The organism is Streptomyces sp. NPDC091972 (assembly GCF_044756385.1).
Classification (GTDB): Bacteria; Actinomycetota; Actinomycetes; order Streptomycetales; family Streptomycetaceae; genus Streptomyces.
The window spans coordinates 25228-49237 of record NZ_JBIVSV010000023.1; the positions used below are offsets into that span (position 1 = coordinate 25228).

Annotated in this window: 21 protein-coding genes; 12 read left to right on the forward strand and 9 right to left on the reverse strand. The window is 70.7% G+C overall.

Annotated elements, in window-relative coordinates:
* Window positions 1-8: 8 nt before the first annotated feature.
* The gene (gene argS, locus ACIQJT_RS40345; RefSeq protein WP_402650458.1) at window positions 9-1769 is read right to left on the reverse strand and encodes an arginine--tRNA ligase; all 1761 of its coding nucleotides are present in this window, start codon (window positions 1767-1769) and stop codon (window positions 9-11) included.
* A gap of 127 nt (window positions 1770-1896) precedes the next feature.
* Here argS and lysS point away from each other — a divergent pair, with 127 nt between their 5' ends.
* On the forward strand, window positions 1897-3636 hold the full coding sequence (gene lysS, locus ACIQJT_RS40350) for a lysine--tRNA ligase (protein WP_365465515.1): 1740 nt from the start codon (window positions 1897-1899) through the stop codon (window positions 3634-3636).
* A gap of 71 nt (window positions 3637-3707) precedes the next feature.
* Here the strand turns inward: lysS and ACIQJT_RS40355 are convergent, their stop codons facing one another.
* The 3 genes from ACIQJT_RS40355 to ACIQJT_RS40365 all read right to left on the reverse strand — a co-directional run bounded on the left by ACIQJT_RS40355 (window position 3708) and on the right by ACIQJT_RS40365 (window position 6926).
* Complete coding sequence (locus tag ACIQJT_RS40355) at window positions 3708-4982, reverse strand: DUF2637 domain-containing protein (RefSeq protein ID WP_402650460.1); 1275 nt, start codon at window positions 4980-4982, stop codon at window positions 3708-3710.
* Between the two features lie 104 nt (window positions 4983-5086).
* Window positions 5087-5995: a DUF3558 family protein gene (locus ACIQJT_RS40360; protein WP_402650461.1), complete on the reverse strand. Its 909-nt coding sequence runs from the start codon at window positions 5993-5995 to the stop codon at window positions 5087-5089.
* A gap of 118 nt (window positions 5996-6113) precedes the next feature.
* Window positions 6114-6926, reverse strand: coding sequence for a DUF3558 domain-containing protein (locus ACIQJT_RS40365; protein WP_365465506.1), 813 nt, complete (start codon window positions 6924-6926; stop codon window positions 6114-6116).
* Window positions 6927-7131: 205 nt separating this feature from the next.
* Here ACIQJT_RS40365 and ACIQJT_RS40370 point away from each other — a divergent pair, with 205 nt between their 5' ends.
* Complete coding sequence (locus tag ACIQJT_RS40370; RefSeq protein WP_365465503.1) at window positions 7132-8325, forward strand: RtcB family protein; 1194 nt, start codon at window positions 7132-7134, stop codon at window positions 8323-8325.
* Between the two features lie 7 nt (window positions 8326-8332).
* Here ACIQJT_RS40370 and ACIQJT_RS40375 read toward each other — a convergent pair whose 3' ends face one another.
* From ACIQJT_RS40375 to ACIQJT_RS40385, 3 genes are all read right to left on the reverse strand, one after another.
* A complete protein-coding gene (locus ACIQJT_RS40375) occupies window positions 8333-8458 on the reverse strand; it encodes a hypothetical protein (protein ID WP_365465500.1) in 126 nt (41 codons plus the stop codon).
* Window positions 8455-9231: an SDR family NAD(P)-dependent oxidoreductase gene (locus ACIQJT_RS40380; RefSeq protein WP_053850216.1), complete on the reverse strand. Its 777-nt coding sequence runs from the start codon at window positions 9229-9231 to the stop codon at window positions 8455-8457. The genes ACIQJT_RS40375 and ACIQJT_RS40380 overlap by 4 nt, the downstream gene beginning before the upstream one ends.
* 210 nt (window positions 9232-9441) lie before the next feature.
* Entirely contained in the window at window positions 9442-9774 is a 333-nt protein-coding gene (locus tag ACIQJT_RS40385; RefSeq protein ID WP_402650462.1) for a YnfA family protein, read from the reverse strand.
* Window positions 9775-9903: 129 nt separating this feature from the next.
* Here ACIQJT_RS40385 and ACIQJT_RS40390 point away from each other — a divergent pair, with 129 nt between their 5' ends.
* The 5 genes from ACIQJT_RS40390 to ACIQJT_RS40410 all read left to right on the forward strand — a co-directional run bounded on the left by ACIQJT_RS40390 (window position 9904) and on the right by ACIQJT_RS40410 (window position 14400).
* On the forward strand, window positions 9904-10362 hold the full coding sequence (locus tag ACIQJT_RS40390) for a hypothetical protein (protein WP_402650463.1): 459 nt from the start codon (window positions 9904-9906) through the stop codon (window positions 10360-10362).
* Between the two features lie 128 nt (window positions 10363-10490).
* Window positions 10491-11582 (forward strand): LLM class flavin-dependent oxidoreductase, encoded by a 1092-nt coding sequence (locus tag ACIQJT_RS40395; RefSeq protein WP_402650464.1) that lies wholly within the window; start codon window positions 10491-10493, stop codon window positions 11580-11582.
* The gene (locus ACIQJT_RS40400; RefSeq protein WP_365461929.1) at window positions 11579-12184 is read left to right on the forward strand and encodes an FMN reductase; all 606 of its coding nucleotides are present in this window, start codon (window positions 11579-11581) and stop codon (window positions 12182-12184) included. Before ACIQJT_RS40395 ends, ACIQJT_RS40400 begins: the two co-directional genes overlap by 4 nt.
* Window positions 12185-12258: 74 nt before the next feature.
* Window positions 12259-12984, forward strand: a complete 726-nt coding sequence (locus tag ACIQJT_RS40405) for a response regulator transcription factor (protein WP_365461931.1) — start codon at window positions 12259-12261, stop codon at window positions 12982-12984.
* Window positions 12985-14400: a HAMP domain-containing sensor histidine kinase gene (locus tag ACIQJT_RS40410; RefSeq protein ID WP_365461933.1), complete on the forward strand. Its 1416-nt coding sequence runs from the start codon at window positions 12985-12987 to the stop codon at window positions 14398-14400. It begins immediately after the preceding gene.
* A 158-nt stretch (window positions 14401-14558) separates the two neighbouring features.
* On the opposite strand, the gene ACIQJT_RS40415 is transcribed toward ACIQJT_RS40410, so the two are convergent.
* Together ACIQJT_RS40415 and ACIQJT_RS40420 are read right to left on the reverse strand one after the other, a co-directional pair.
* Window positions 14559-15410: a PaaX family transcriptional regulator C-terminal domain-containing protein gene (locus tag ACIQJT_RS40415; RefSeq protein WP_365461935.1), complete on the reverse strand. Its 852-nt coding sequence runs from the start codon at window positions 15408-15410 to the stop codon at window positions 14559-14561.
* Window positions 15411-15644: 234 nt separating this feature from the next.
* Window positions 15645-16904, reverse strand: coding sequence for an ROK family transcriptional regulator (locus tag ACIQJT_RS40420; protein WP_365461937.1), 1260 nt, complete (start codon window positions 16902-16904; stop codon window positions 15645-15647).
* A 156-nt stretch (window positions 16905-17060) separates the two neighbouring features.
* Between ACIQJT_RS40420 and ACIQJT_RS40425 the strand changes: the two genes are divergently transcribed.
* From ACIQJT_RS40425 to ACIQJT_RS40445, 5 genes are all read left to right on the forward strand, one after another.
* Window positions 17061-18377 carry an ABC transporter substrate-binding protein gene (locus ACIQJT_RS40425; protein ID WP_402650465.1) on the forward strand — a complete coding sequence of 439 codons (1317 nt, stop codon included), beginning with the start codon at window positions 17061-17063 and terminating at the stop codon, window positions 18375-18377.
* A 5-nt stretch (window positions 18378-18382) separates the two neighbouring features.
* Window positions 18383-19375: a sugar ABC transporter permease gene (locus tag ACIQJT_RS40430; protein WP_365461941.1), complete on the forward strand. Its 993-nt coding sequence runs from the start codon at window positions 18383-18385 to the stop codon at window positions 19373-19375.
* 13 nt (window positions 19376-19388) lie between these two features.
* On the forward strand, window positions 19389-20228 hold the full coding sequence (locus ACIQJT_RS40435; RefSeq protein ID WP_053848248.1) for a carbohydrate ABC transporter permease: 840 nt from the start codon (window positions 19389-19391) through the stop codon (window positions 20226-20228).
* Window positions 20229-20248: 20 nt separating this feature from the next.
* Entirely contained in the window at window positions 20249-21607 is a 1359-nt protein-coding gene (locus ACIQJT_RS40440) for a GH1 family beta-glucosidase (protein WP_402650466.1), read from the forward strand.
* 159 nt (window positions 21608-21766) lie between these two features.
* The gene (locus tag ACIQJT_RS40445) at window positions 21767-23917 is read left to right on the forward strand and encodes an MMPL family transporter (protein WP_402650467.1); all 2151 of its coding nucleotides are present in this window, start codon (window positions 21767-21769) and stop codon (window positions 23915-23917) included.
* The last annotated feature ends 93 nt before the right edge of the window (window positions 23918-24010 follow it).

Below are 24010 nucleotides of genomic sequence, written 5' to 3' on the forward strand. Positions count from 1 at the left end.
CCCCGCGGTCAGAGCTTCTCGGGCGTCCTGATGCCGAGCAGGGCCATGCCCTGGTGGAGGGTGCGGGCGGTCAGGTCGCAGAGGAAGAGGCGGTTCTCCACCTGGGCCTGCGATTCGGCCTTCAGGACGGGGCACTTGTCGTAGAACGACGTGTACAGGGACGCCAGCTGGTAGAGGTACGCCGCCAGCTTGTGCGGGGCGTACTCCGCCGCCGCCTCGAAGACCGTGCTGCCGAACGAGTCCAGGTGCAGGCCCAACGCCCGCTCCGCGTCCGCCAGTTCGAGCTCCGGGTGGGCGGCCGGCCGGACGTCTCCCGCCTTGCGCAGGATCGACTGGATACGGGCGTACGCGTACTGGAGGTACACGGACGTGTCGCCGTTCAGCGAGACCATCTGGTCCAGGTCGAACTTGTAGTCCCGGTTCGGGGACGTGGACAGGTCGGCGTACTTCACCGCGCCGATGCCCACCTGAGCCGCCCGCTCCTGGATCTCCTCCTCGGTGAGGTCCTGCGCCTTCTCCCGTACGACCTCGGCGGCCCGCTGCACCGCCTCGTCCAGCAGGTCCTCCAGCCGGACCGTCTCGCCCTCACGCGTCTTGAACGGCTTGCCGTCCGCGCCCAGCACGGTGCCGTAGCCCATGTTGTGCGCGGTGACCTCGTCGGACAGCCAGCCCGCCCGGCGGGCCGTCTCGAAGACCATCTTGAAGTGCAGGGACTGGCGGACGTCCACCACGTACAGGAGGGACGTGGCGTGCAGGTCGGTGACGCGGTTCCTGATCGCCGTCAGGTCGCTCGCCGCGTAGCCGAAGCCGCCGTCCGCCTTCTGCACGATCAGCGGCACCGGCTGGTCGTCCTTGCCGCGGATCTCGTCGAAGAAGACGACCAGCGCGCCCTCGGAGCGCACCGCGACGCCCATCTCCTCCAGGAGGCGGGCCGTCTCGGGCATGCCCTCGTTGTACGCCGACTCGCCGACGATCTCGTCCTCGCGGATCTCCATGTCCAGCTTCTCGAAGACCGAGTAGAAGTAGACCTTCGACTCGTCCACGAACTGCTGCCAGAGGTCGAGGGTCTCCTTGTCGCCGGACTGCAGGGCGACGACCCGCTTGCGCGCCCGCTCCTTGAACTCGTCGTCGGAGTCGAAGACCACGCGCGACGCCTTGTACACCCGGTTCAGGTTCGACATGGCCTGCTCGCCGTCGACCTCCGACGCCGGGGCCAGCTCGCCGGGGTGCTCCATCAGGTACTGGATGAGCATGCCGAACTGCGTGCCCCAGTCGCCGATGTGATGCCGGCCGATCGTCTTCTCGCCCGTGAAGTCGAGCATCGCGCGCAGCGCGTCGCCGATCACCGCGGACCGCAGGTGGCCGACGTGCATCTCCTTCGCCACGTTCGGCTGGGCGTAGTCGACGACCGTGATGCCCGGGTCGGCGGCGAGCGGCACACCGAGGCGGCCGGTCTCGTCGGCGTACCGGGCGGCCAGGTTCTCGGTGATCGCCCGGTCGGTGAGCGTGATGTTCAGGAAGCCGGGGCCGGAGACCTCGATGTCCCTCAGCAGGTCGCCCGACTCGACCCGGGCGACCACCTGGGCCGCGAGGTCCCGCGGGTTGGCCTTCGTCCTCTTGGCGAGCGCCAGGATGCCGTTCGCCTGGAAGTCCGCCCGGTCGCTACGTCGCAGCAGCGGGTCCGCGGAGTCGGCGTCCGGCACGGCGGCCGAGAGGGCCGCAGCGAGACGCTGCTGGACGGAGTCGCTGAGGGACGTGACCGAGGCCATAAGGAGGGGTGCCGTTCTCCTGGTGAGGATCGATGGACACCGCCAGTATCCCATGGGGGGTAAAGCGGTTTTTCCGGCCGCACCCGGGTCTGTGACAATGGAGCGTCACCCGTTCAGAAAGAAGGACGTGCCGATCGTGGCTCAGAGCACCGAGACCACCGACTGGGTCTCCCGTTTCGCGGATGAGGTCATCGAGGAGTCGGAGCGTCGGGCCCCGGGCAAACCGGTCGTCGTCGCGTCCGGACTGTCCCCCTCGGGACCGATCCACCTCGGGAACCTGCGCGAGGTCATGACCCCGCACCTCGTCGCCGACGAGATCCGGCGCCGCGGACACCAGGTGCGGCACCTCATCTCCTGGGACGACTACGACCGCTACCGCAAGGTGCCGGCCGGTGTCGCCGGGATCGACGAGTCGTGGGCCGAGCACATCGGCAAGCCGCTGACCTCCGTGCCCGCGCCCAAGGGGTCCGCGTTCCCGAACTGGGCCGAGCACTTCAAGGCCGCCATGGTCGACGCGCTCGCCGAGCTCGGTGTCGAGTTCGACGGGATCAGCCAGACCGCGCAGTACACCTCCGGCGTCTACCGCGAGCAGATCCTGCACGCCATGGCGCACCGCGCGGACATCGACGCGATCCTCGACCAGTACCGGACCAAGAAGGCCCCGGCCAAGAAGCAGCAGAAGCCCCTGGACGAGGCCGAGGTCGAGGCCGCCGAGGGCTCCGGCGCGGCTGCCGAGGACGACGGGTCCTCCGGATCCGCCGGGTACTTCCCGTACAAGCCCTACTGCGGCAACTGCGAGAAGGACCTCACCACCGTCACCTCCTACGACGACGCCACCACCGAGCTGTCGTACACCTGCAACGCCTGCGGGTTCGCCGAGACCGTCCGGCTGAACGAGTTCAACCGCGGCAAGCTCGTCTGGAAGGTCGACTGGCCGATGCGCTGGGCGTACGAGGGCGTCGTCTTCGAGCCCAGCGGCGTCGACCACTCGTCCCCCGGCTCCTCCTTCCAGGTCGGCGGGCAGATCGTCGGGATCTTCGGCGGCAAGCAGCCCATCGGACCCATGTACGCCTTCGTCGGCATCTCCGGGATGGCGAAGATGTCGTCGTCGCGGGGCGGGGTGCCCACACCGGGCGACGCGCTGAAGATCATGGAGCCGCAGATCCTGCGCTGGCTCTACGCCCGCCGCAAGCCCAACCAGTCCTTCAAGATCGCCTTCGACCAGGAGATCCAGCGGCTCTACGACGAGTGGGACAAGCTGGACGCCAAGGTCGCCGACGGCACCGCGCTGCCCGCCGACGTCGCCGCGCACTCCCGCGCGGTGCGCACGGCCGCCGGCGAACTGCCCAGGACCGCGCGCGTGCTGCCGTACCGCACGCTCGCCTCCGTCGCCGACATCACCGCCGGGCACGAGGACCAGGCGCTGCGCATCCTCAGCGAACTGGACCCCGACAACCCGCTGTCGGCCCTGGACGAGGCCCGGCCCCGGTACGACAAGGCCGAGGCCTGGATCAACACCCACGTGCCCGCCGACCAGCGGACCATCGTGCGCGACGAGCCCGACGCCGAGCTGCTGAAGTCCCTCGACGAGGCCTCCCAGCAGTCCCTGCGCCTCCTGCTCGACGGGCTCGCCTCGCACTGGTCGCTCGACGGGCTCACCCACCTCGTGTACGGCGTGCCCAAGGTGCAGGCCGGGTTCTCCGCGGACGCCACCCCCAAGGAACTGCCCGCCGAGATCAAGACCGCCCAGCGGACGTTCTTCGCCCTGCTGTACCGGCTGCTGGTCTCCCGCGACACCGGGCCCCGGCTGCCCACGCTGCTGCTGGCCGTCGGACAGGAGCGGGTCCGGGCACTGCTCGGGGAGTAGACACCGGGAAACGCAGAAGGGGCCCTCGCCACCGGCATTACGGCGAGGGCCCCTTCTGTGTGCGACGTCCGCTAGGCGATGTGGTCTTCCTGGAGCTCCGCCGTGTGACGGTTCGTGAAGCGGTTGACCATGCGCTCGGCCTCGCGCTGCGGGAGCACGATGCCGTACGTGGCCTCCACGTCCCCCCTGAGCTGGCCGGGGGAGGGATAGCTGCCGTCTATCGACTTCTTGAAGACCTGGTAGAAGTCCTCCTCCGTCGGCTCCGGGGTCCCGCCGCCCTCGCCCAGCTCCCGGGTACGGCCGTTCGTCACCGGGATGGGAAAGCTGCCCGTCTCCTCCATCGAGGGCTCCCGGGGCGGCTCCTCGTACTGGATCTGCTGCAACTCGTACTGCTCGGCCTCGATCTGTTCCTCGTACCAGCGCTCGTACTGCTCGGCCGGGTCGTAGTTCGGGTTGTAGCCGCCCTGGTACTCGATCTGCTGGGGCGCCTCGAACCAGGGGCTCAGGTCAGGCTCCGGTTCCGGGGCCGCCTGCTGCGCCTGCGGGTTGGCGTCCAGCTCCAGGCGCTGCTCGCCGGGGGCGGCCGCCCGCTGCGGGGCCGGGGCCGGGGCCGGCCCGGCCGCACCACTGCCCGCGACCGCCTCGGGCGCCGGCGGGAGCAGGACCGGCTCGATGCCCGCCGCCGCCAGGCCCGCCGGAGCCGTCTCCGCCAGCGGAACCCCGTACCGCGCCAGCCGGAGCGGCATCAGGGACTCCACCGGGGCCTTGCGGCGCCAGGCCCGGCCGAAGCGGGAGTGCAGCCGGGCACGGTAGACGAGACGCTCCTGCTCCAGCTTGATGACCTGCTCGTAGGAGCGCAGCTCCCACAGCTTCATCCGGCGCCACAGCAGGAACGTGGGGATCGGCGACAGCAGCCAGCGGGTGAGGCGGACCCCCTCCATGTGCTTGTCCGCCGTGATGTCCGCGATCCGGCCGATCGCGTGCCGGGCGGCCTCCACCGCCACCACGAACAGGACCGGGATCACCGCGTGCATGCCCACACCCAGCGGATCCGGCCAGGCCGCCGCGCCGTTGAAGGCGATCGTGGCGGCCGTCAGCAGCCACGCCGTCTGCCGCAGCAGCGGGAACGGGATGCGGATCCAGGTCAGGAGCAGGTCCAGGGCCAGCAGGACACAGATACCCGCGTCGATGCCGATCGGGAACACATAGCTGAAGTTCCCGAAGCCCTTCTGGATGGCGAGTTCACGGACGGCCGCGTACGACCCCGCGAAGCCGATGCCGGCGATGATCACGGCGCCGAACACGACCACGCCGATGAGCACGCGGTGCATTCGAGTCAACTGCATGGGCGCGGCCACCCGTACTCCCCTCCCTGTACGTGTTGTTGCGCGCAACAGAGTGGCACATGTGTGCTGCGCACGGATGGCCGGTACAGGCCGTCAGTCCTTCTTCAGCCCGACTTCGCGGCCGACTTGGACGGAGATGCCGACTTCGTGGCCGACTTCGACGCCGACGGGGACGGGGACGCCGACTTCGACGGGGCCTTCGAACCCGACGCCGACGGGGCCGGGTTCGCCGTACCCTCGCCGTTCGCCGCCGACACCGCGGCCACCGCCTCCTTGGCGGCCTTCTCCGCGAGCTTCGCGAGCGTGTCCGCGCTCGGCGCCTTGTCACCGGCCAGACCCGCGCCGTTGTAGTCGACGGTGACGACGACGTTCTCCACGCGCGTGACCACCGTCTGCTGCTTGAAGGCGCCTTCCTTCTTCTTCAGGTCGTACCGCACCAGCGTCGCCGCGTCACCCGTCCCGGACACCGCCTGCGACTTGGCGTTCTTCGCACCCGCCACCGACTGCGCGTCCTGGATCTGCTGCGCGTAGTACTTCTGCGCCTGCGCCTCACCCGTACCGCGCGAGGTGTCCGACTCGAACCGCAGCAGCGAGACGTTCAGCCAGCGGAACTGAGAGCCCTTCACGCCGTTGTTGTCGAGGCTGCTCCACGAGCAACTGCCGCGCGTACCCGCCTCCGACGTGCCCTTCTTGCCGGCCTTCGCGGCCTCCGGGACCAAGGACTTCAGCGTCTTCGACGACAGCACCCCGCACGACTCGGGAAGCGACTTGTACGCCGCCGCCTGCACCGTGGGCGCCGCACTCGCGGACGCGGACGCACCGCTGTCCGCACCCTTGCCGCTGTCCGAGCCGCTGCTCGCGCTGTCGCCACCGGAGCCGGAGTCGGAGGAGCAGCCGGCGGCGATCAGCATCACCGGGACTGCGGCCGCGCAGACAAGGACGCGGTGAAGACGCTTCGCTTGCTGAACACCCTGGTCACGCTCTGCTCGTCGCTGCATGGTTCCTTCACTCATGACGCTTGTGGTTCCTGCCGTCGGATCGGGTCCGAGGGGCCACGGTACGCGGTGAGGACGGAGTGCGGGCCGGCATCGAAGGCTTTGTGCGCACGGGTGAGGGGTGTGTGGAGAGCGCTCAGCCGGACAGCGAACCAGCCAGCTGCGAGGCCAGTTTCCGGGCGTTGTCCTGCATTTCCTTGCTGTCCGGGGTCACGCCGAGCGTCGTCGGCTGCTCCTCGTACTCGATGGTCACGATCACGTTGGACGTGCGGAACGCCACAGTCACCTTGCGCTGCTGGGCCGTCGAACCCGAGCCGCCCAACACGTCGTCCAGGAACGCCTCGTCGCCCAGATCGTCCAGGAGGCGGGGCTGGAGATCGGACGGAGTGGCGGAGGCCGAACCGCTCGCGCTCGCGGAACCGCTCGGGGTGGCCGTCGGGGAACCCGTGGGACTGGCGGTGCCGCTCTCCGCCACGTCCGAGGTCGCGCTCGCCGTCGCCGCCGGCAGGTCGGCCTTCTCCTCGGCCAGCGCGAAGAGCTGCTGCGCCTGGGTGTCGTCGCTGACCGCGTTGTCGTACGACACCACCCGCTCGAAATCGACCGACAGGTACTCGGTGGCGTCCGTGGCCTCCACCTTCCAACGGCAGCCGACCTTGCGGTCCGTGTCGTAGGTGAGCGTGGCCTCGCCCTCGTAGGCCCTGGCGCGCCGGTCCGCGTCGGCGATCTGCTGGATGCCGGGCAGGAGCGTGTCGAGGGTGCTCTGGCCGACGACACCGCAGGGCTCGGGGAGGGTGCGGTACTTGCCGGGCTGGGCGGCGACGGAGGCGGTGCCCGCGTCACCGGGGTTCGCGTCGTCCGTCGTGCCGTCGCCACCGGAGCTGCCGGTGCAGCCGGCCAGCAGCGCCGCGAGGAGGGCGGCGACGCCGGGTACGTAGGCCTTCCGCTGCACGGTGGGGCTCCTCTCGGGATGTCTCCGGCTCGTGGGGATCTCAGTGTCCCCGCAGGTTATTCGGTTGCCGCACGGGGGCGTCCCCGGCAGACAATGTGTATCGCACGCACTGCCGTGAACGCCGGTCCGTCATCCCTTACGTCGACCTTGGCGCCGGTTTTGCGATTCGAGACTTCTGTTGTTTTTCCGGGGGAATGAGGACGATATGTCGTACGTGGAGATGCCGGGCGCCAAGGTCCCGATCCGTATGTGGACCGACCCGGCGACGGTCGAGGACGTGGCCCTCCAGCAGCTGCGCAACGTCGCGACCCTGCCGTGGATCAAGGGCCTCGCCGTGATGCCGGACGTGCACTACGGCAAGGGGGCGACGGTCGGCTCGGTCATCGCCATGCAGGGCGCGGTGTGCCCGGCGGCGGTGGGCGTGGACATCGGCTGCGGCATGTCGGCGGTGAGGACGTCCCTGACGGCGAACGACCTCCCCGGTGACCTGTCCCGCCTGCGGTCGAAGATCGAGCAGGCGATTCCGGTGGGACGCGGGATGCATGACGATCCCGTCGACCCGGGGCGGATGCACGGGTTCGCCACCGCGGGGTGGGAGGACTTCTGGGGGCGGTTCGACGGGGTGGCGGATGCGGTCAAGTTCCGTCATGAGCGCGCTGGGAAGCAGATGGGAACGCTCGGCTCCGGAAACCACTTTGTCGAAGTGTGCACGGATACGACCGGTTCTGTCTGGCTGATGCTGCACTCCGGGTCCCGGAACATCGGCAAGGAGCTCGCCGAGCATCACATCGGCGTGGCCCAGAAGCTCCCGCACAACCAGGGGCTGGTCGACCGCGACCTGGCCGTCTTCATCGCGGAGACCCCGCAGATGGCGGCATACCGCAACGACCTGTTCTGGGCGCAGGAGTACGCCCGGTACAACCGCACGATCATGATGGCGCTCCTCAAGGACGTGGTCCGCAAGGAGTTCAAGAAGGCGAAGCCGACCTTCGAGCCGGAGATCAGCGCACACCACAACTACGTGGCCGAGGAGCGCTACGACGGGATGGACCTGCTCGTGACCCGCAAGGGCGCGATCCGGGCCGGTTCCGGCGAGTACGGCATCATCCCGGGCTCCATGGGGACGGGGTCGTACATCGTGAAGGGTCTCGGCAACGAGAAGGCCTTCAACTCGGCCTCGCACGGCGCCGGTCGGCGCATGAGCCGCAACGCGGCCAAGCGGCGGTTCTCGACCCGGGACCTGGAGGAGCAGACGCGGGGCGTGGAGTGCCGCAAGGACTCCGGCGTGGTGGACGAGATCCCGGGTGCCTACAAGTCGATCGACCAGGTCATCGACCAGCAGCGGGACCTGGTGGAGGTCGTGGCGAAGCTGAAGCAGGTCGTGTGCGTGAAGGGCTGAGCCGCGCTCACCTCGGTGCGTGCGTCACGGCGTAGATCATGACGAACGCCACGATGTGGATGCCGAAGAGGAAGTAGGCGAGCCACCACCACATGTGGCGTTCGTCGTGGGGGTCCTTGCGGTCGGGGGTCACAGGTCGCGGTGGACCTTCGTGTTGGAGGCCTGGGCGCGGGGGCGCAGGACCAGGAGGTCGACGTTGACGTGGCTGGGGCGGGTGACCGCCCAGGTGATGGTCTCGGCGACGTCGTCCGCGGTGAGGGGTTCGGCGACGCCCTGGTACACCTTCTCCGCCTTCTCCTGGTCGCCGCCGAAGCGGGTCAGGGCGAACTCGTCGGTCTTGACCATGCCGGGCGCGATCTCGATCACGCGGACCGGGCGGCCGACGATCTCCAGACGCAGGGTCTCGGCGAGGACGTGGGCGCCGTGCTTGGCGGCGACGTAGCCCGCGCCGCCCTCGTAGGTACCGTGGCCGGCCGTGGAGGAGACGACGACGACCGTGCCGTCGCCGCTCGCGTCGAGCTTGGGGAGCAGCGCCTGGGTGAGGTTCAGGGTGCCGATGACGTTGGTCTCGTACATCGTGCGCCAGTCGGCGGGGTCGCCGGTGGCGACGGGGTCGGCGCCGAGGGCTCCGCCGGCGTTGTTGACGAGGACGCCGACCGTCTTGAAGGCCGTGGCGAACTCGTCGACGGCCGCGCGGTCGGTCACGTCCAGCTGGTAGGCGGTGGCCTGGTGCCCGGCCGCGTTGATCTCCTCGGCGAGCGCCTCGATGCGGTCCTTGCGGCGGGCGGTCAGGACGACGCGGTAGCCGGCCGCGGCGAGCTGCCGTGCCGTCGCCGCGCCGATTCCGCTGCTCGCGCCGGTGACGATCGCGATCCGGGACGCGGGGGACGGGGCGGCGGATGCCATGGGCTGCTCCTCGGGCGGGCGTGGGTACGGGCTCCCGCCAGGATAGGTCGGCCGTGGTCCGGGGCTCCGGGCGGTCCGGATGGCGGGCCGGTGGAGCTGTACGCGGAGAGTCGGTCGCCGTGGCCCCCGACGAGGGGGAGACCCACGGGCGAGAGGGAGTGTCCGGGGCGGCTGGGACCGCTGCCCGGCGGGGATTCCCGCGGGCGGCGCTCAGTCGCGCGGCGCGTACATGATCAGCGCCATGCCCGCGAGGCAGATCAGCGCGCCCGCGATGTCCCAGCGGTCGGGGCGGTAGCCGTCGGCCGTCATGCCCCACAGGAGCGAGCCGGCCACGAAGACGCCGCCGTACGCGGCGAGGATGCGGCCGAAGTGGGCGTCGGGCTGGAAGGTGGCGACGAAGCCGTAGGCCCCGAGGGCGAGGACCCCGCCCGCGGTCCACATCCAGCCGCGGTGCTCCCGTACGCCCTGCCAGACCAGCCAGGCGCCGCCGATCTCGAAGAGGGCGGCCACGACGAAGAGGGCGGCGGAGCGGGCTACGAGCATGGGGGCAGCTTCGCACGCCGGTCCGCCGGGGCCCGCGTCACCTGATGGAGGGCGCCTGCCGTTGGCCGTACGTGGGATACATCCCTGCGACCGCGGCGGTTCGGGCGGCTGGAGCGAGGAGTGGGTGGCATGCGGGTGCTTGCGGTGTGGGGTGCGGTGTTGGTGGCGCTGGTGGGCGGGGGTACGGCGGCCGCCGTCGGCGGGCCGGAGGCGGATCTGGCGTATCACGGGGCCGCGGCCATGTCGGGCGGGCGGGTGGACGTGCGGTTCACGCCGCGCAATCACGGTCCTTCCGCGGTGCCGGACGCGACCGTACGGCTGCGGTGGTCCGAGCCGCTCGTGAACGAACAGACGTTGCCGCGGGGGTGTGCGCGGTCGGAGGAGCGGGTCGTGCTGTGCGGGGTGGGGGCGCTGGCGGCGGACGGGGTGGGGGAGCGGGTCGAGATGCGGGTGCGGTTGCGGGGGGCACCGTCGGAGGTGCTGCTGGAGATCGACACGGTGTGGAACGGGGGCACGGTGGACCGCAACCGGGAGAACGACCGGCAGCGGGTGCTGGTGCTGGACAGCGGGGACGAGTACTACTTCTGACGCGCGGGAGGGGCACCGCCGGGGGCGTCGTCGTCCGGTACTCCCGGCGGGAATAGGCGGGGGCGGGGTCTCGTTCTCCGGGTACGCGGTTATAGTTGAACCGTCAACAACCTGGAGGATGAGCGACCATGCAGTTCGGGATCTTCAGCGTCGGCGATGTCACGCCGGACCCGACGACCGGCCGTACGCCGACCGAGCGCGAGCGGATCAAGGCCATGGTCGCGATCGCGCTGAAGGCCGAGGAGGTCGGACTCGACGTCTTCGCGACCGGTGAGCACCACAACCCGCCGTTCGTGCCATCGTCCCCGACGACCATGCTCGGCTACATCGCGGCGCAGACGGAGAAGCTCATCCTCTCGACGTCGACCACGCTGATCACCACGAACGACCCGGTGAAGATCGCCGAGGACTTCGCGATGCTCCAGCACCTGGCCGACGGCCGGGTGGACCTGATGATGGGCCGCGGCAACACCGGCCCGGTCTACCCCTGGTTCGGCAAGGACATCCGCGAGGGCATCAACCTCGCCATCGAGAACTACGCCCTGCTGCGCCGCCTGTGGCGCGAGGACGTCGTGAACTGGGAGGGGAAGTTCCGCACCCCGCTCCAGGGCTTCACGTCCACGCCCCGGCCGCTGGACGGAGTCGCGCCGTTCGTGTGGCACGGCTCCATCCGCTCGCCGGAGATCGCCGAGCAGGCCGCCTACTACGGCGACGGGTTCTTCCACAACAACATCTTCTGGCCGGCCGACCACACCCAGCGGATGGTCGAGCTGTACCGCACCCGCTACGCCCACTACGGGCACGGCACCCCCGAGCAGGCCATCGTCGGCCTGGGCGGCCAGGTGTTCATGCGCCGCAACTCCCAGGACGCGGTGAAGGAGTTCCGGCCCTACTTCGACAACGCGCCCGTGTACGGCCACGGCCCGTCCCTGGAGGACTTCACCGAGCAGACCCCGCTGACTGTCGGCTCCCCGGAGCAGGTCATCGAGAAGACGCTGAAGTTCCGCGAGTACGCCGGCGACTACCAGCGCCAGCTCTTCCTCGTGGACCACGCAGGACTGCCCCTGAAGACCGTCCTGGAACAGATCGACATGCTCGGCGAGGAGGTCGTGCCCGTGCTGCGCAAGGAGTTCGCCGCAGGCCGCCCGGCGGAGGTGCCGGAGGCTCCCACCCACGCGTCCCTGCTGGCCGCGGAGCGGAACAAGGAGGTCGTCGCATGAAGCTCGTCGTCGTGTCCGCGGGGCTGAGCGTCCCGTCGTCCACCCGGCTGCTGGGAGACCGGCTGGCCGCCGCCGTGGGGCGGGCGGCCGCGGTGGACACGCAGGTCGTGGAGTTGCGGGAGCTCGCCGTGGAGATCGCGCAGAACTTCACCAACGGCTTCCCCGGACGGGCCCTGGCCGCCGCGCAGGAGGCGGTGGCCGCCGCCGACGGACTGATCGTCGTCACGCCGGTGTTCTCGGCGTCGTACAGCGGACTGTTCAAGTCGTTCTTCGACGTGCTGGAGCCCGGCGTGCTGGAGGGCAAGCCGGTGCTGGTCGCGGCGACCGGCGGCACGGCCCGGCACTCCCTGGTGCTGGAGCACGCGCTGCGGCCGCTGTTCGCCTACCTGAAGGCCGTCGTCGTGCCGACCGGGGTGTACGCCGCCTCGGAGGACTGGGGCGCCGAGGGACTGGACGGGCGGATCGACCGGGCGGCGGGGCAACTGGCCGCGCTGATGACGGGCCTGTCGGCCGCCCCGGCACCGCGCGCCACCGGGGCCGACGCGTTCTCGGCCGTGGTGCCCTTCGAGGAACAGCTCGCCGCGCTGCGTCCCACGGGGTGAGAGGGCAGTAAGAAGGGCGTGCGGTGAGCAGCTCATCACGTCGTACGACTCGGTGGGCACGGCACACTGAGGGTGTGCCCCAGAATGTGCTGCTCGCTGAAGACGACCGTGCCATCCGTCACGCCCTGGAGCGCGCCCTGATCCTGGAGGGCTACCAGGTCACCGCGGTCGCCGACGGGGTCGAGGCGCTGGCGCAGGCCCACCGGACGCCGCCGGACGTGCTCGTCCTCGACGTGATGATGCCCGGGATCGACGGACTCCAGGTCTGCCGGGTGCTGCGCGCCGAGGGCGACCGCACCCCGATCCTCATGCTGACGGCGCTCGTGGAGACCCAGGACCGGATCGCCGGCCTGGACGCGGGCGCCGACGACTACGTGGTCAAGCCCTTCGACGTCGAGGAGGTCTTCGCCCGGCTGCGGGCCCTGCTGCGGCGGACCAGCCCCGACGGGATGGCCCCGGCCGGCGCCGCTCCCCGGGCCGCCGCACCCGAGCTGCCCGACGGGCGGATCGAGGCGGCCGGGCTGCGCATGGACATCCAGGCGCGGCGGGCCTGGCGGGGCACGCGCGAGCTGGAGCTGACCCGCACCGAGTTCGAGCTGCTGGAGCTGCTCGTGCGGAACGCGGGCATCGTGCTGGACCACTCGACCATCTACGACCGCATCTGGGGCTACGACTTCGGGCCCGGCTCCAAGAACCTCGCCGTCTACGTCGGCTACCTGCGCCGCAAGCTCGACGAGCCCGGTGCGCCGCAGCTCATCCACACGGTGCGTGGCGTGGGTTACGTGCTCCGGGAGGACTGAGTGGGGCGGCTGGCCCGGCTGTGGGCCCGGCCGCGGCCCCGGCTGCTGTCCCTGCGGGCCACGTTCGCGGTGTCCTTCGCCGCGGTGACGGCCGCCGTGACCGTGCTCGTCGGGGTGCTGTCCTACAGCGCCGCCGCCCGGCTCGTGCGGGTGGACCAGGAGTCGGTGTTCGACCAGGTCGTGCAGGATCTGCGGGACGAGGTGAGCCAGCACCGGATGGCGCCGGAGGACTTCTCGTCCTCGGCGCCGGGGCATGACCTCGTGCGGCCCGCCCGTACGGATGTGCAGGTGCTGGGGCCGACCGGGGCGGTCGCCGATCCCGGGCGGCCCGGGCTGCCGGTGGTCGCCGGGGACCGGCGGGTCGCGGCGGCGGACGCGGCCGGTCGGATGGTCCTGCACAGGGAGGTCTCGGTCGGCAGCGACGTGTACCGGATCGCCACCGTCTCGCTGGGCGACGGGCGGGGCGCCGTGCAGGTGGCCCAGGAGTTCAGTGACACCGAGGACCTGCTGCGGGCGCTCCAGCAGCGGACGTTCCTGCTCATGGCGGCGGTCGTGGTGGGCGCCGGTCTTTTCGGGTGGTGGCTGGCCCGGCGGATCACCCGGCGGCTGGTGATCCTCACGTCCGCCGCGGAGGACGTGGCCCGGACCCGGCGGCTCGGGATCGAGGTGCCGGTCACCGGATACGACGAGGTGGGGCGCCTGGGCCGGGCCTTCGACCGGATGCTGGGGCGGCTCGCGCAGTCGGAGGAGGACCAGCGGCGGCTGGTGCAGGACGCGGGGCACGAGCTGCGGACACCGCTGACGTCGTTGCGCACGAACATCTCCCTGCTGCGGCGGATCGACGAGCTGCCGCCCGCCACCCGCGAGGACCTGGTCGCCGATCTCACCCAGGAGGCACGGGAGTTGACCGACCTGGTCAACGAGCTGGTCGACCTCGCGGCGGGCCAGTCGGACAACGAGCCGCCGCAGCGGGTGGATCTCGCGGATGTCGCGGAGGAGGTGGCGGGGCTGGCCCGGCGGCGGACCGGGCGCCGGATCGTGGTGCACGCGCAGGGGTCGACGGTGACGGACGGGCGGCCGGGGATGCTCCAGCGGGCCCTGTCGAACCTGGTCGAGAACGCGGCGAAGTTCGACCGCGACGGCAGCGGTCCGATCGAGATCTCGGTGTCGGGGTTCACGCCGTCCGGGCCCGTGCGGGTGGAGGTGCTGGACCGGGGGCCCGGGATCGCGGACGCCGACCTCGTGCGGGTCTTCGACCGCTTCTACCGGGCGGCGGACGCGCGCTCGCTGCCGGGGTCGGGGCTGGGCCTGTCGATCGTGCGCGAGGTGGCGCTGTCGCACGGGGGAGCGCCGTTCGCGCACCCGCGGGACGGCGGCGGCACGGTGATCGGGTTCACGGTGGGGGGCGGGGGGTAGGACGCGGCGTCGGCGGGCGTGTGCGCAGTTCCCCGCGCCCCTGAGAGCCCATAGCGACGCCGGGAAGTGCAGCTCCCCAGGGGCGCGGGGAACTGCGCGACGGGCCACGACGCACCGGCAGCCGCCCTTCGACACAGACGTACCCCTTGGAGGCGCCCCTACGAGGGCTGTCGGCACAGAGGTGTCGTCTCCAGTGCCGTGCGTGCCGCCGCCAGTGCCGGGTGGGTCTGTTCCGCGACCCGGCGGAAGGTTTCCTGGGCGGTGCGGGCCGGCCAGGCCGGGGGCAGGTGGCGGGCCGGGAGCCGCGGATCCGTGCGGATGGTGCGGAGCCAGTCGCTGACCAGGCGCAGGCGGATGCCGATCGGGTCGTCGTCGGTGCCGTTGCCGAGGTGGGCGCTCCAGCGCTTGTCGAAGGTGACGTAGCGGGCGGCGATGGACTCCAGGTCCCAGGTGTCGCGGATCATCTGCTCGATGTCGGTGATCTCGGCGGCCCGGGCGTGGAAGATCTTGACGTGGGCGGTGAGTCCGAGGTCGGTGACCGCCTCGGAGACGTCCACGTGGCCCGGCGCGATCCACAGGCCGCTGTACAGGGCTCCGAATCCGGACCAGGTCAGCCGGGAGCGCAGGTCGTGGCGCTGGCGTTTCCAGGAGTCGGGCAGGGAGAAGCCGAGCAGGGTCCAGGAGCCGTCCCAGTCGTCGTTGACGGCGCCCTGCTCCCAGATGCGGGTGCGGCCGTCGATCAGGACCCGGGTGGCCTGCGGGGTCAGGCCGAAGAACATCTTGCGGCCCTCGCGCTGCCGCTGGAGCAGACCGCGGTTGACCATGCGGGTGAGGGTGGAGCGCACCGCCTGCTCGCCGACGCCGACGCGGCCCAGGACGTCGATGATGCTGCCCGAGTAGACGCCCAGGTCCCCCTCCTCCAGGACGTGGTTGCCGAAGAAGGTGAGCATGAGCGACTGCGGGCGCGGCTGTGGCCCCTCCGCAATGTCCAGGATGTCGTCGTCCTCCACGGGGGCAAGGGTACGACCGCCCCCTGACCGTGCGGCAGACGGTCGTACGAGGTCACCGGCGGTCGGCGGGGTGGGCAGGGCCGTTGCGGCGGAGGGAGACCCCGTACTGCGGCCCGTTCACGCCGCGCTCGCTCCGCTGATCGAGGAGGACGCCTCCGTGCTGACGTTCCTCGACCCGGTGGTCTGACCGGGGCGGCCCCGTGGGGGACGGTGGCGTCCGTCTTCCGGCGCGGGTCAGCCGTTCGCGCCCTCGTGTTCGCGGTAGGGGGTGGGCCTTCGGCCGCCCTGGGCGAAGAAGTCGGCGAGGGGAAGACTCGCCGCGCCGACCGTGACCGCGTCCGGGCCCAGCCGGCCGACGTCGATGGAGACGCGTTCGGCGGGGTGGCGCAGGGCGTACGCGTCGGCGTACCGGCGTACGGCGGGCAGGAAGTGGCGGCCGAGCTGGAGGCCCGCCCAGCCGCCGATGAGGATGCGCTCGGGCTGGAAGAGGTTGACCAGGTCGGACAGGCCGGCGCCGACGTACTCGGCGGTCTCCTCCAGGACGGCGACGGCCACCGGCTCGGCCTCGGCGTCCCCCTCCGGGTGGGCGGCGGCGAGCAGCGCCGCCAGCGCGGTCTCCTCGTCGGCGCCCTCCGGCGGGTGACCGCCCGCCTCCCGCCAGCGGTCGACGAGCGCCCCCGCACCCGCGTACGCCTCCAGGCAGCCCAGGGCGCCGCAGCGGCAGCGGCGCCCCCGGACCCGCACGGTCACGTGGCCCCACTCCAGGGCGCGGCCGTACTCCACCTCCTCGGTGACGAGACAGGCGCCGATGCCCGAGCCGAACAGGACGACGACCGCGTTCCGGGAGCCCCGGCCGGCCCCGAACCACAGTTCGGCCTGGCCCAGGGTGCGGGCGCCGTTGTCGATGAAGTACGGCACCGAGCCGGGGAGTTCACAGGCCGAACGCAGCAGGGACTCCAGCGGCACGGTGTCCCAGCCGATCGTCTGGCCGTGCACCACCGCGCCCTCGCCCGGGGTGCGGGCCACGATGCCGGGGACCCCGATGCCGACGCCCAGGAGCTGTTCCGGGGCGACGTCCGTGTCGGCGAGGACCTCGGTGATGCCGTCGCGGATGTGGCCGACGACGGCCTCGACGTCGTAGCCGTGGTGCTCCAGGGGCCGTTCGGTGCGGGCGAGTTCGGTGAGGGCGAGGTCGAAGAGCTCGACGCGGACGCGGGTCTCGCCGACGTCGACGCCGATCATGTGGCCGCCGGCGGGGGCGACGCGCAGCAGGGTGCGGGGGCGGCCGCCGTCGGACTCGACGGTGCCGGCCTCCTCGACCAGACCGTCCTCGACGAGTTCGGCGACCACGTTGCTGATCGAGCCGCCGCTCAGGCCGGTGGCGGGGGCCAGTTCGTAGCGGCTCATGGGGCCGTCGAAATACAACCGTTGCAGTACGGCGGTTCGGTTGCCCCGTCGCAGGTCACGCACCGTCCGCCCGCTCCGACCCGCCATGTGGTTCCCTTCCGACGCCGCCTCGACCTGCAAGATACCCTCGCGCCGACTCTTGACGCGACTTTCCTTCGCGTCTTAAATCACGCCATAAATTAACTCCGGGGTGGTGTTCGAGAAGCGAACGCACCGGGGTTCCCTGGAAGGGACACCAGAGCCATGCGCAGAACCCGAGCCGCGGCCGCCGGTGCGGTCACCGTTTCCCTCATGACTCTCGTGACCGCCTGTGGCGGCGGCTCGTCGACGAGCGGCGGGTCCAACGACTCGCCGAAGACCCTGACCTACTGGGCCTCCAACCAGGGCGCCAGCATCGAGGTCGACAAGAAGGTGCTCCAGCCCGAGCTCGACAAGTTCGAGAAGCAGACCGGCATCAAGGTCAAGGTCGAGGTCGTGCCCTGGTCCGACCTGCTCAACCGGATCCTCACCGCGACCACCTCCGGGCAGGGCCCCGACGTCCTCAACATCGGCAACACCTGGAGCGCCTCCCTCCAGGCCACCGGCGCGCTGCTGCCCTGGGACGCGAAGAACTTCGCCGCGATCGGCGGCAAGGACCGCTTCGTCGACTCCGCGCTCGGCTCCACCGGCGCCGAGGGCAAGGACCCGGCCGCGGTCCCGCTCTACTCGATGTCCTACGCCCTCTACTACAACAAGGAGATCTTCGCCGACGCCGGCATCACCAAGCCCCCGGCCACCTGGGACGAACTGGTCGCCGACGGCAAGAAGATCCAGGCCAAGGGCAAGTCCGCGCTCGGCGCCGAGGGCGCGAACCTCTCCGAGAACATCCACCACGTCTTCGTCTTCGCCAAGCAGCACGGCGGCGAGTTCTTCACCCCCGACGGCAAGCCCGACTTCACCAACGACAACGTGGTGGCCGCGGTCAAGCAGTACGTCGACCTGATGGCCAAGGACAAGGTCATCCCGACCGGCGACGCCGAGTACGCCCAGAACCAGTCGGTCAGCGACTTCGCCAAGGGCAACCAGGCCATGCTGCTGTGGCAGTCCGCCTCCGCCAACCTCAAGTCCCAGGGCATGAGCGAGGACAAGTACGGCATCGCGCCCGTGCCCGTGCAGTCCGGCACCCCCGGCGCCGGCACCCAGGTCAACTCGGCCGTCATGGGCATCAACCTGGCCGTCTTCAAGAACACCGACAACATCGACGGTGCCAAGAAGTTCGTGAAGTTCATGACCAGCGACGCCGAGCAGAAGATCCTCAACACCGCCTACAGCTCCATCCCGCCGGTCAAGACCGTGCAGGAGGACAGCACGTTCAGCACGGGCCCCAACAAGGTCCTCAAGGACACCCTGGCCACCAGCGCCGCCGCCCTGCCGCAGGTCGCCGACGAGTCGCAGTTCGAGACGGCCGTGGGAACCGCCGTCAAGGAACTGTTCGCCGACGCGGCCGCCGGACGCGCGGTCACCACCGAGTCGGTGAAGGCGGCACTGGAGAAGGCCCAGCAGCAGATGCCGACGAAGTGAGCACGATGACCACCACCGCGCCCGCAGAGGCCGCCGTGGGCGAGACCCCTTCCGGGGCGGCGCATCCGAATCCCCGCCGCCGCCCCGGAAGGATCCGCCGCATCGGGCTGCCGTACCTGCTCCTGCTGCCGGCCCTGCTCCTCGAACTCCTCGTCCACCTGGTGCCGATGGTGATCGGCATCGTGATGAGCTTCAAGGAGCTCACCCAGTTCTACATCCGCGACTGGGGCACCGCGCCCTGGTCCGGCCTCGACAACTACAAGGTGTCGGTGGACTTCGACGCCCCGGTCGGCGAGGCGCTGCTGCACTCGTTCCTCGTCACCGTGGCGTTCACGCTGCTGTCGGTCGGCCTGTGCTGGCTGATCGGCACGGCGGCGGCCGTCTACCTCCAGGACAACTTCCGCGGCCGGGGCCTGCTGCGGGCGCTGTTCCTCATCCCGTACGCCCTGCCGGTCTACGCGGCCGTCATCACCTGGGTGTTCATGTTCCAGCACGACAACGGCCTGGTGAACCACGTCCTGCACGACCAGCTCCACCTCACCGACAAGCCGTCCTTCTGGCTGATCGGCGACAACAGCTTCTGGGCCCTGCTGACCGTCTCGGTGTGGAAGGGCTGGCCGTTCGCCTTCCTCATCGTCATGGCCGGACTCCAGAACATCCCCGGCGAGCTGTACGAGGCGGCCGCCCTGGACGGCGCCGGGATGTGGCAGCAGATCCGCCGGATCACGCTGCCGTCCCTGCGGCCCGTCAACCAGGTGCTGCTGCTGGTGCTGTTCCTGTGGACGTTCAACGACTTCAACACGCCGTTCGTGCTGTTCGGCAAGTCGGCCCCGGAAGCTGCGGACCTCATCTCGGTCCACATCTACCAGGCGTCCTTCGTCACCTGGAACTTCGGCACCGGCTCCGCCATGTCCGTGCTCCTGCTGCTGTTCCTGCTCGTGGTGACGGGCGTGTACCTCCTGCTGACCTCCCGGGGAAGGAAGCCGGCCCATGGCTAGCACCAACTCGCCGATGGCACCGCCGCGTTCGTTCTTCTGGTCCCGGCGGATCTTCCTCACCCTGCTCACCGGCTTCGTCCTGCTGCCGGTGTACGTCATGGTCTCCAGCTCGCTGAAGCCGCTCGCCGACGTCACGGGTCAGTTCCACTGGCTGCCGAGCGAGGTGACCATCCGGCCGTACATCGACATCTGGTCCACCATCCCGCTCGCGCGCTACTTCGTGAACTCGCTGGTGGTGGCGGGCGCGGCGACCGTCTGCTCGGTGGTGATCGCGGTGTTCGCCGCGTACGCCGTCAGCCGCTACGAGTTCCGCGGCAAGCGCGTCTTCACGGTCACCGTGCTCTCCACGCAGATGTTCCCGGGCATCCTCTTCCTGCTGCCCCTCTTCCTGATCTACGTCAACATCGGCAACGCCACCGGCATCGCCCTGTTCGGCTCGCGCGGCGGGCTGATCCTGACGTACCTGACCTTCTCCCTGCCGTTCTCGATCTGGATGCTGATCGGGTACTTCGACTCGGTGCCGCGCGATCTGGACGAGGCCGCGCTGGTGGACGGCTGCGGGCCGTTCGGCGCGCTCTTCCGGGTCGTGGTCCCGGCCGCGATCCCCGGGATCGTCGCGGTCGCCGTCTACGCCTTCATGACCGCCTGGGGCGAGGTGCTCTTCGCCTCCGTCATGACCAACGACACCACCCGCACCCTCGCCGTCGGACTCCAGGGCTACTCCACGCTCAACAACGTGTACTGGAACCAGATCATGGCCGCCTCGCTGGTCGTCAGCGTCCCCGTGGTCGCCGGCTTCCTGCTGCTCCAGCGCTATCTCGTCGCCGGGCTGACGGCGGGCGCCGTCAAGTGACCGATCTTGAAAGGACTTTCGTGAGCATCGACCTCGCCGCACTCCCGCACGACTTCCTGTGGGGCACGGCCACGGCGGCCTACCAGATCGAGGGAGCCGTGTCGGAGGACGGCCGCTCGCCGTCGATCTGGGACACCTTCTCGCACACCCCCGGCAAGGTCGCCGGCGGCGACACCGGCGACGTCGCCTGCGACCACTACCACCGCTGGCGCGAGGACATCGACCTCATGCGCCGGCTCGGCACCAACGCCTACCGGCTGTCCGTCGCCTGGCCGCGCGTGCTGCCCGGCGGCGACGGCCCGGTCAACCCCAAGGGCCTCGACTTCTACGACCAGTTGATCGACGCCCTGCTGGCCGCCGGCATCACCCCGTCCGTCACCCTCTACCACTGGGACCTGCCCCAGGTCCTCCAGGACCGCGGCGGCTGGCCCGCGCGGGAGACCGCCGAGCACTTCGCCGCGTACGCCTCGGTCGTGGCCGAGCGGCTCGGGGACCGGGTCGAGCACTGGACCACCCTCAACGAACCCCTGTGCTCGGCCTGGATCGGCCACCTGGAAGGGAAGATGGCCCCGGGTCTGACCGACCTCACGGCCGCCGTCCGCGCCTCCTACCACCTGCTCCTCGGTCACGGCCTGGCCGCCCAGGCGATCCGCGCCGCCTCCCCGTCCGCCCAGGTCGGCCTCGTCACCAACCTCTCCACCGTGCACGCGGCCGGCGACAGCCCGGAGGACCTCGCCGCCGCCCGCCGCATGGACGGCCACACCAACCGCTGGTGGCTCGACCCGGTCCACGGCCGCGGCTTCCCGGCGGACATGCGCGAGGTCTACGGCGTCGACCTCCCGGAGCGGGACGGCGACCTCGCGGTGATCGCCACCCCGCTGGACTGGATCGGCCTCAACTACTACATGCCGGTCACCGTGGCCGACGACCCCACCGGACCGGCGCCCCGGGCCCGCCAGGTCGCCCGCCCCGGCGTCCCGCGCACCGGGATGGACTGGGAGATCGACGCGTCCGGCATCGAGACCCTCCTGCTCCGCCTCACCGACGAGTACGGCGCCCGCAAGATCTACGTCACCGAGAACGGCTCCGCCTACCCCGACGTCGTACGCCCCGACGGGACGGTCGACGACCCGGAACGCCAGCAGTACCTCGTCGACCACCTGGCCGCCTGCGCGTCCGCCGCCCGCAAGGGCGCCCCGCTGGCCGGCTACTTCGCCTGGTCCCTGCTGGACAACTTCGAGTGGGCCTACGGCTACGACAAGCGCTTCGGCCTGGTCCACGTCGACTACGAGACCCAGCGGCGCACGATCAAGGGCACCGGGTACCGCTACGCGGACATCATCCGGGCCCACGCGGAGAGGGACCGCAAGGCGGCCTGACACGCCTGCGCGGACAAGAAGGGCGGGGTCCCGGGACCCCGCCCTTTCGCCATGGCTCGGCCGACCGGTCTGAGCACCGCATTAACAGTCGCCTCAGGTTCGCTCGCTAGGAAGTCGGCATCCAGACAAGCGATGTGACCCGTATGCAGGAGGCTAGTGATGGCAGTCGACGCAGCGCCGCCCGGACAAGCGCCGGCCGGTCGGTTGGCAGGCCGGTGGGTGCCGTGGTTGGTGATCGGCCTGTGGCTGGTGCTGGCGGTGGGCATGGTGCCGCTGAGCGGAAAGCTCAGCTCGGTCACCACCGACAGCGCCGTGGACACCCTGCCGGCCGGTGCCGAGTCCACCAAGGCGGCGGTGCTGGACGACCGTCTCCCCGGCGGTGACGACAACACGTTCGTCTTCGTGTACCACCGTGCCGGCGGCATGACCGACGCCGACCGCGCGACGGTCGAGCGCCACTACAGCACCTTGGCCAAGCGGTACCCCCCGAAGGGGACGGCGGCGGCCGGCGAGGACGACGAGGGCTCACCGGTGAGCCCCTCCAGCGACCGCGAGGCGATGATGTTCACCCTCGACGTGAGCACGGCCTACGGCCCACCGGAGGAAGTGGTCGGCCCGTTGCGTGACGCCGCGAAGGACCGCCCCTCCGGCCTGGAACTCGACGTGACCGGCCCGGGCGCGATCGACGGCGACATGGAAGCCGTCTTCGACGGCATCGACGTGCAGGTCCTCCTCACCACCATCGTCGTCGTCACGCTCTTGCTCATCCTCACCTACCGCAGCCCGGTGCTGTGGATCATCCCGCTGCTGGCCGTCGGCGCGGCCGCACTGACCGCGATGGGGACCGTCTACCTGCTCGTCAAGGGCTTCGGCATCGTGGTCAACGACCAGAACTCGGCGCTGCTGACGATCCTGGTGTTCGGTGTCGGCACGGACTACGCGCTGTTGCTCATCGCCCGGTACCGGGAGGCACTGCACCACCACGAGAACGTCCGGGTCGCGATGGTCCACGCCCTGCGCGGCGCGGCACCTGCCGTCGTCGCGTCCGCGGCCACCGTGGTCGCCGGCCTGCTCTGCCTGCTCGTCGCGGACCTGAACAGCACCAGCGGGCTGGGCCCGATCGGTGCGGCCGGCATCCTGTGCGCGCTGGTGGCCATGCTGACGCTGTTCCCGGCGGTGCTCGTGGTGCTCGGCAGGCGGATCTTCTGGCCGGCCGTCCCGCGGTTCAGCACGGCCGTGGAGGCGAAGCCGGGGCTGTGGGGACGGCTCGGCGCCGCCCTGAGCCGCCGCCGGTGGGTGGCGGCGCTCGGCTCGGTCGGAGTTCTCGGCGTGCTCGCCCTCGGGCTGGCGGGCAACACCGGTGCCCTGCGGGAGCAGGACCAGTTCCTGTCCGCGCCTGAGTCGGTCACCGGGTTCGCCGTTCTCCGCCAGCACTTCCCCGAGCTCGGCGGCCAGCCGATGACGGTCTTCACGCGGCCGGCGCATCAGGAGCGGGTGCTCGACGTCGTCAAGGACACCCGCGGGGTGGCCCTGGCCGTCCCGGAGCAGACCAGCGGGGGCTGGGCCAACATCTCGGTGTTCCCGAAGGACGCGCCGGACACCGCCGCGGAGTACGACACGATCAAGCGGGTGCGCACCGCCGTGCACGCGGTGCGCGGGGCGGAGGCGATCGTCGGCGGGCCGAGTGCGGAGAACATGGACACCGAGGTGACCACCGAGCGCGACGAGAAGCTGGTGATCCCGCTGGTGCTCGTCGTCGTCCTGATCGTCCTCGGGCTGCTGCTGCGCGCGGTCGTGGCCCCGCTGGTCCTGATGGCCACGGTGATCGTCTCGTTCGCCGCGGCCTTCGGCGGCAGCGTGTTCGTCTTCGACACGGTCCTCGGGTTCGAGGGGATCGACTACTCGGTGCCGCTGCTGGCGTTCCTGTTCCTGGTGGCGCTCGGCGTCGACTACAACATCTTCCTGGCCAGCCGGGCCCGGGAGGAGACCGTGCGACTCGGCACGGCGGACGGCATGCTCAAAGCCCTCTCCGCCACCGGTGGCGTCATCACCTCGGCCGGACTGGTCCTGGCGGCCACGTTCGCGGTCCTCGCCACACTTCCGCTGGTGATGCTGATCGAGGTCGGGTTCCTGGTGGCCTTCGGCGTGCTGCTCGACGCCCTGCTGGTGCGGTCGGTCCTGGTGCCCGCCCTCACCCTGCTGATCGGCCGCCGGATGTGGTGGCCGAGCCGGCTGTCCCGGCCGGCGGCTGAGCTGCCGGCCGGTCAACAGCCGCTCACCGCCGACGAGGAGGCCGCGCTGCAACGGTGAGCGCGGCGGCACGGACGAGATCCGGGACGGGCCGAGGCCCGTCCCGGTTTGTTTCACGGATCCGGCGGACCCCGCCCTATGGTCCGGCGCCAG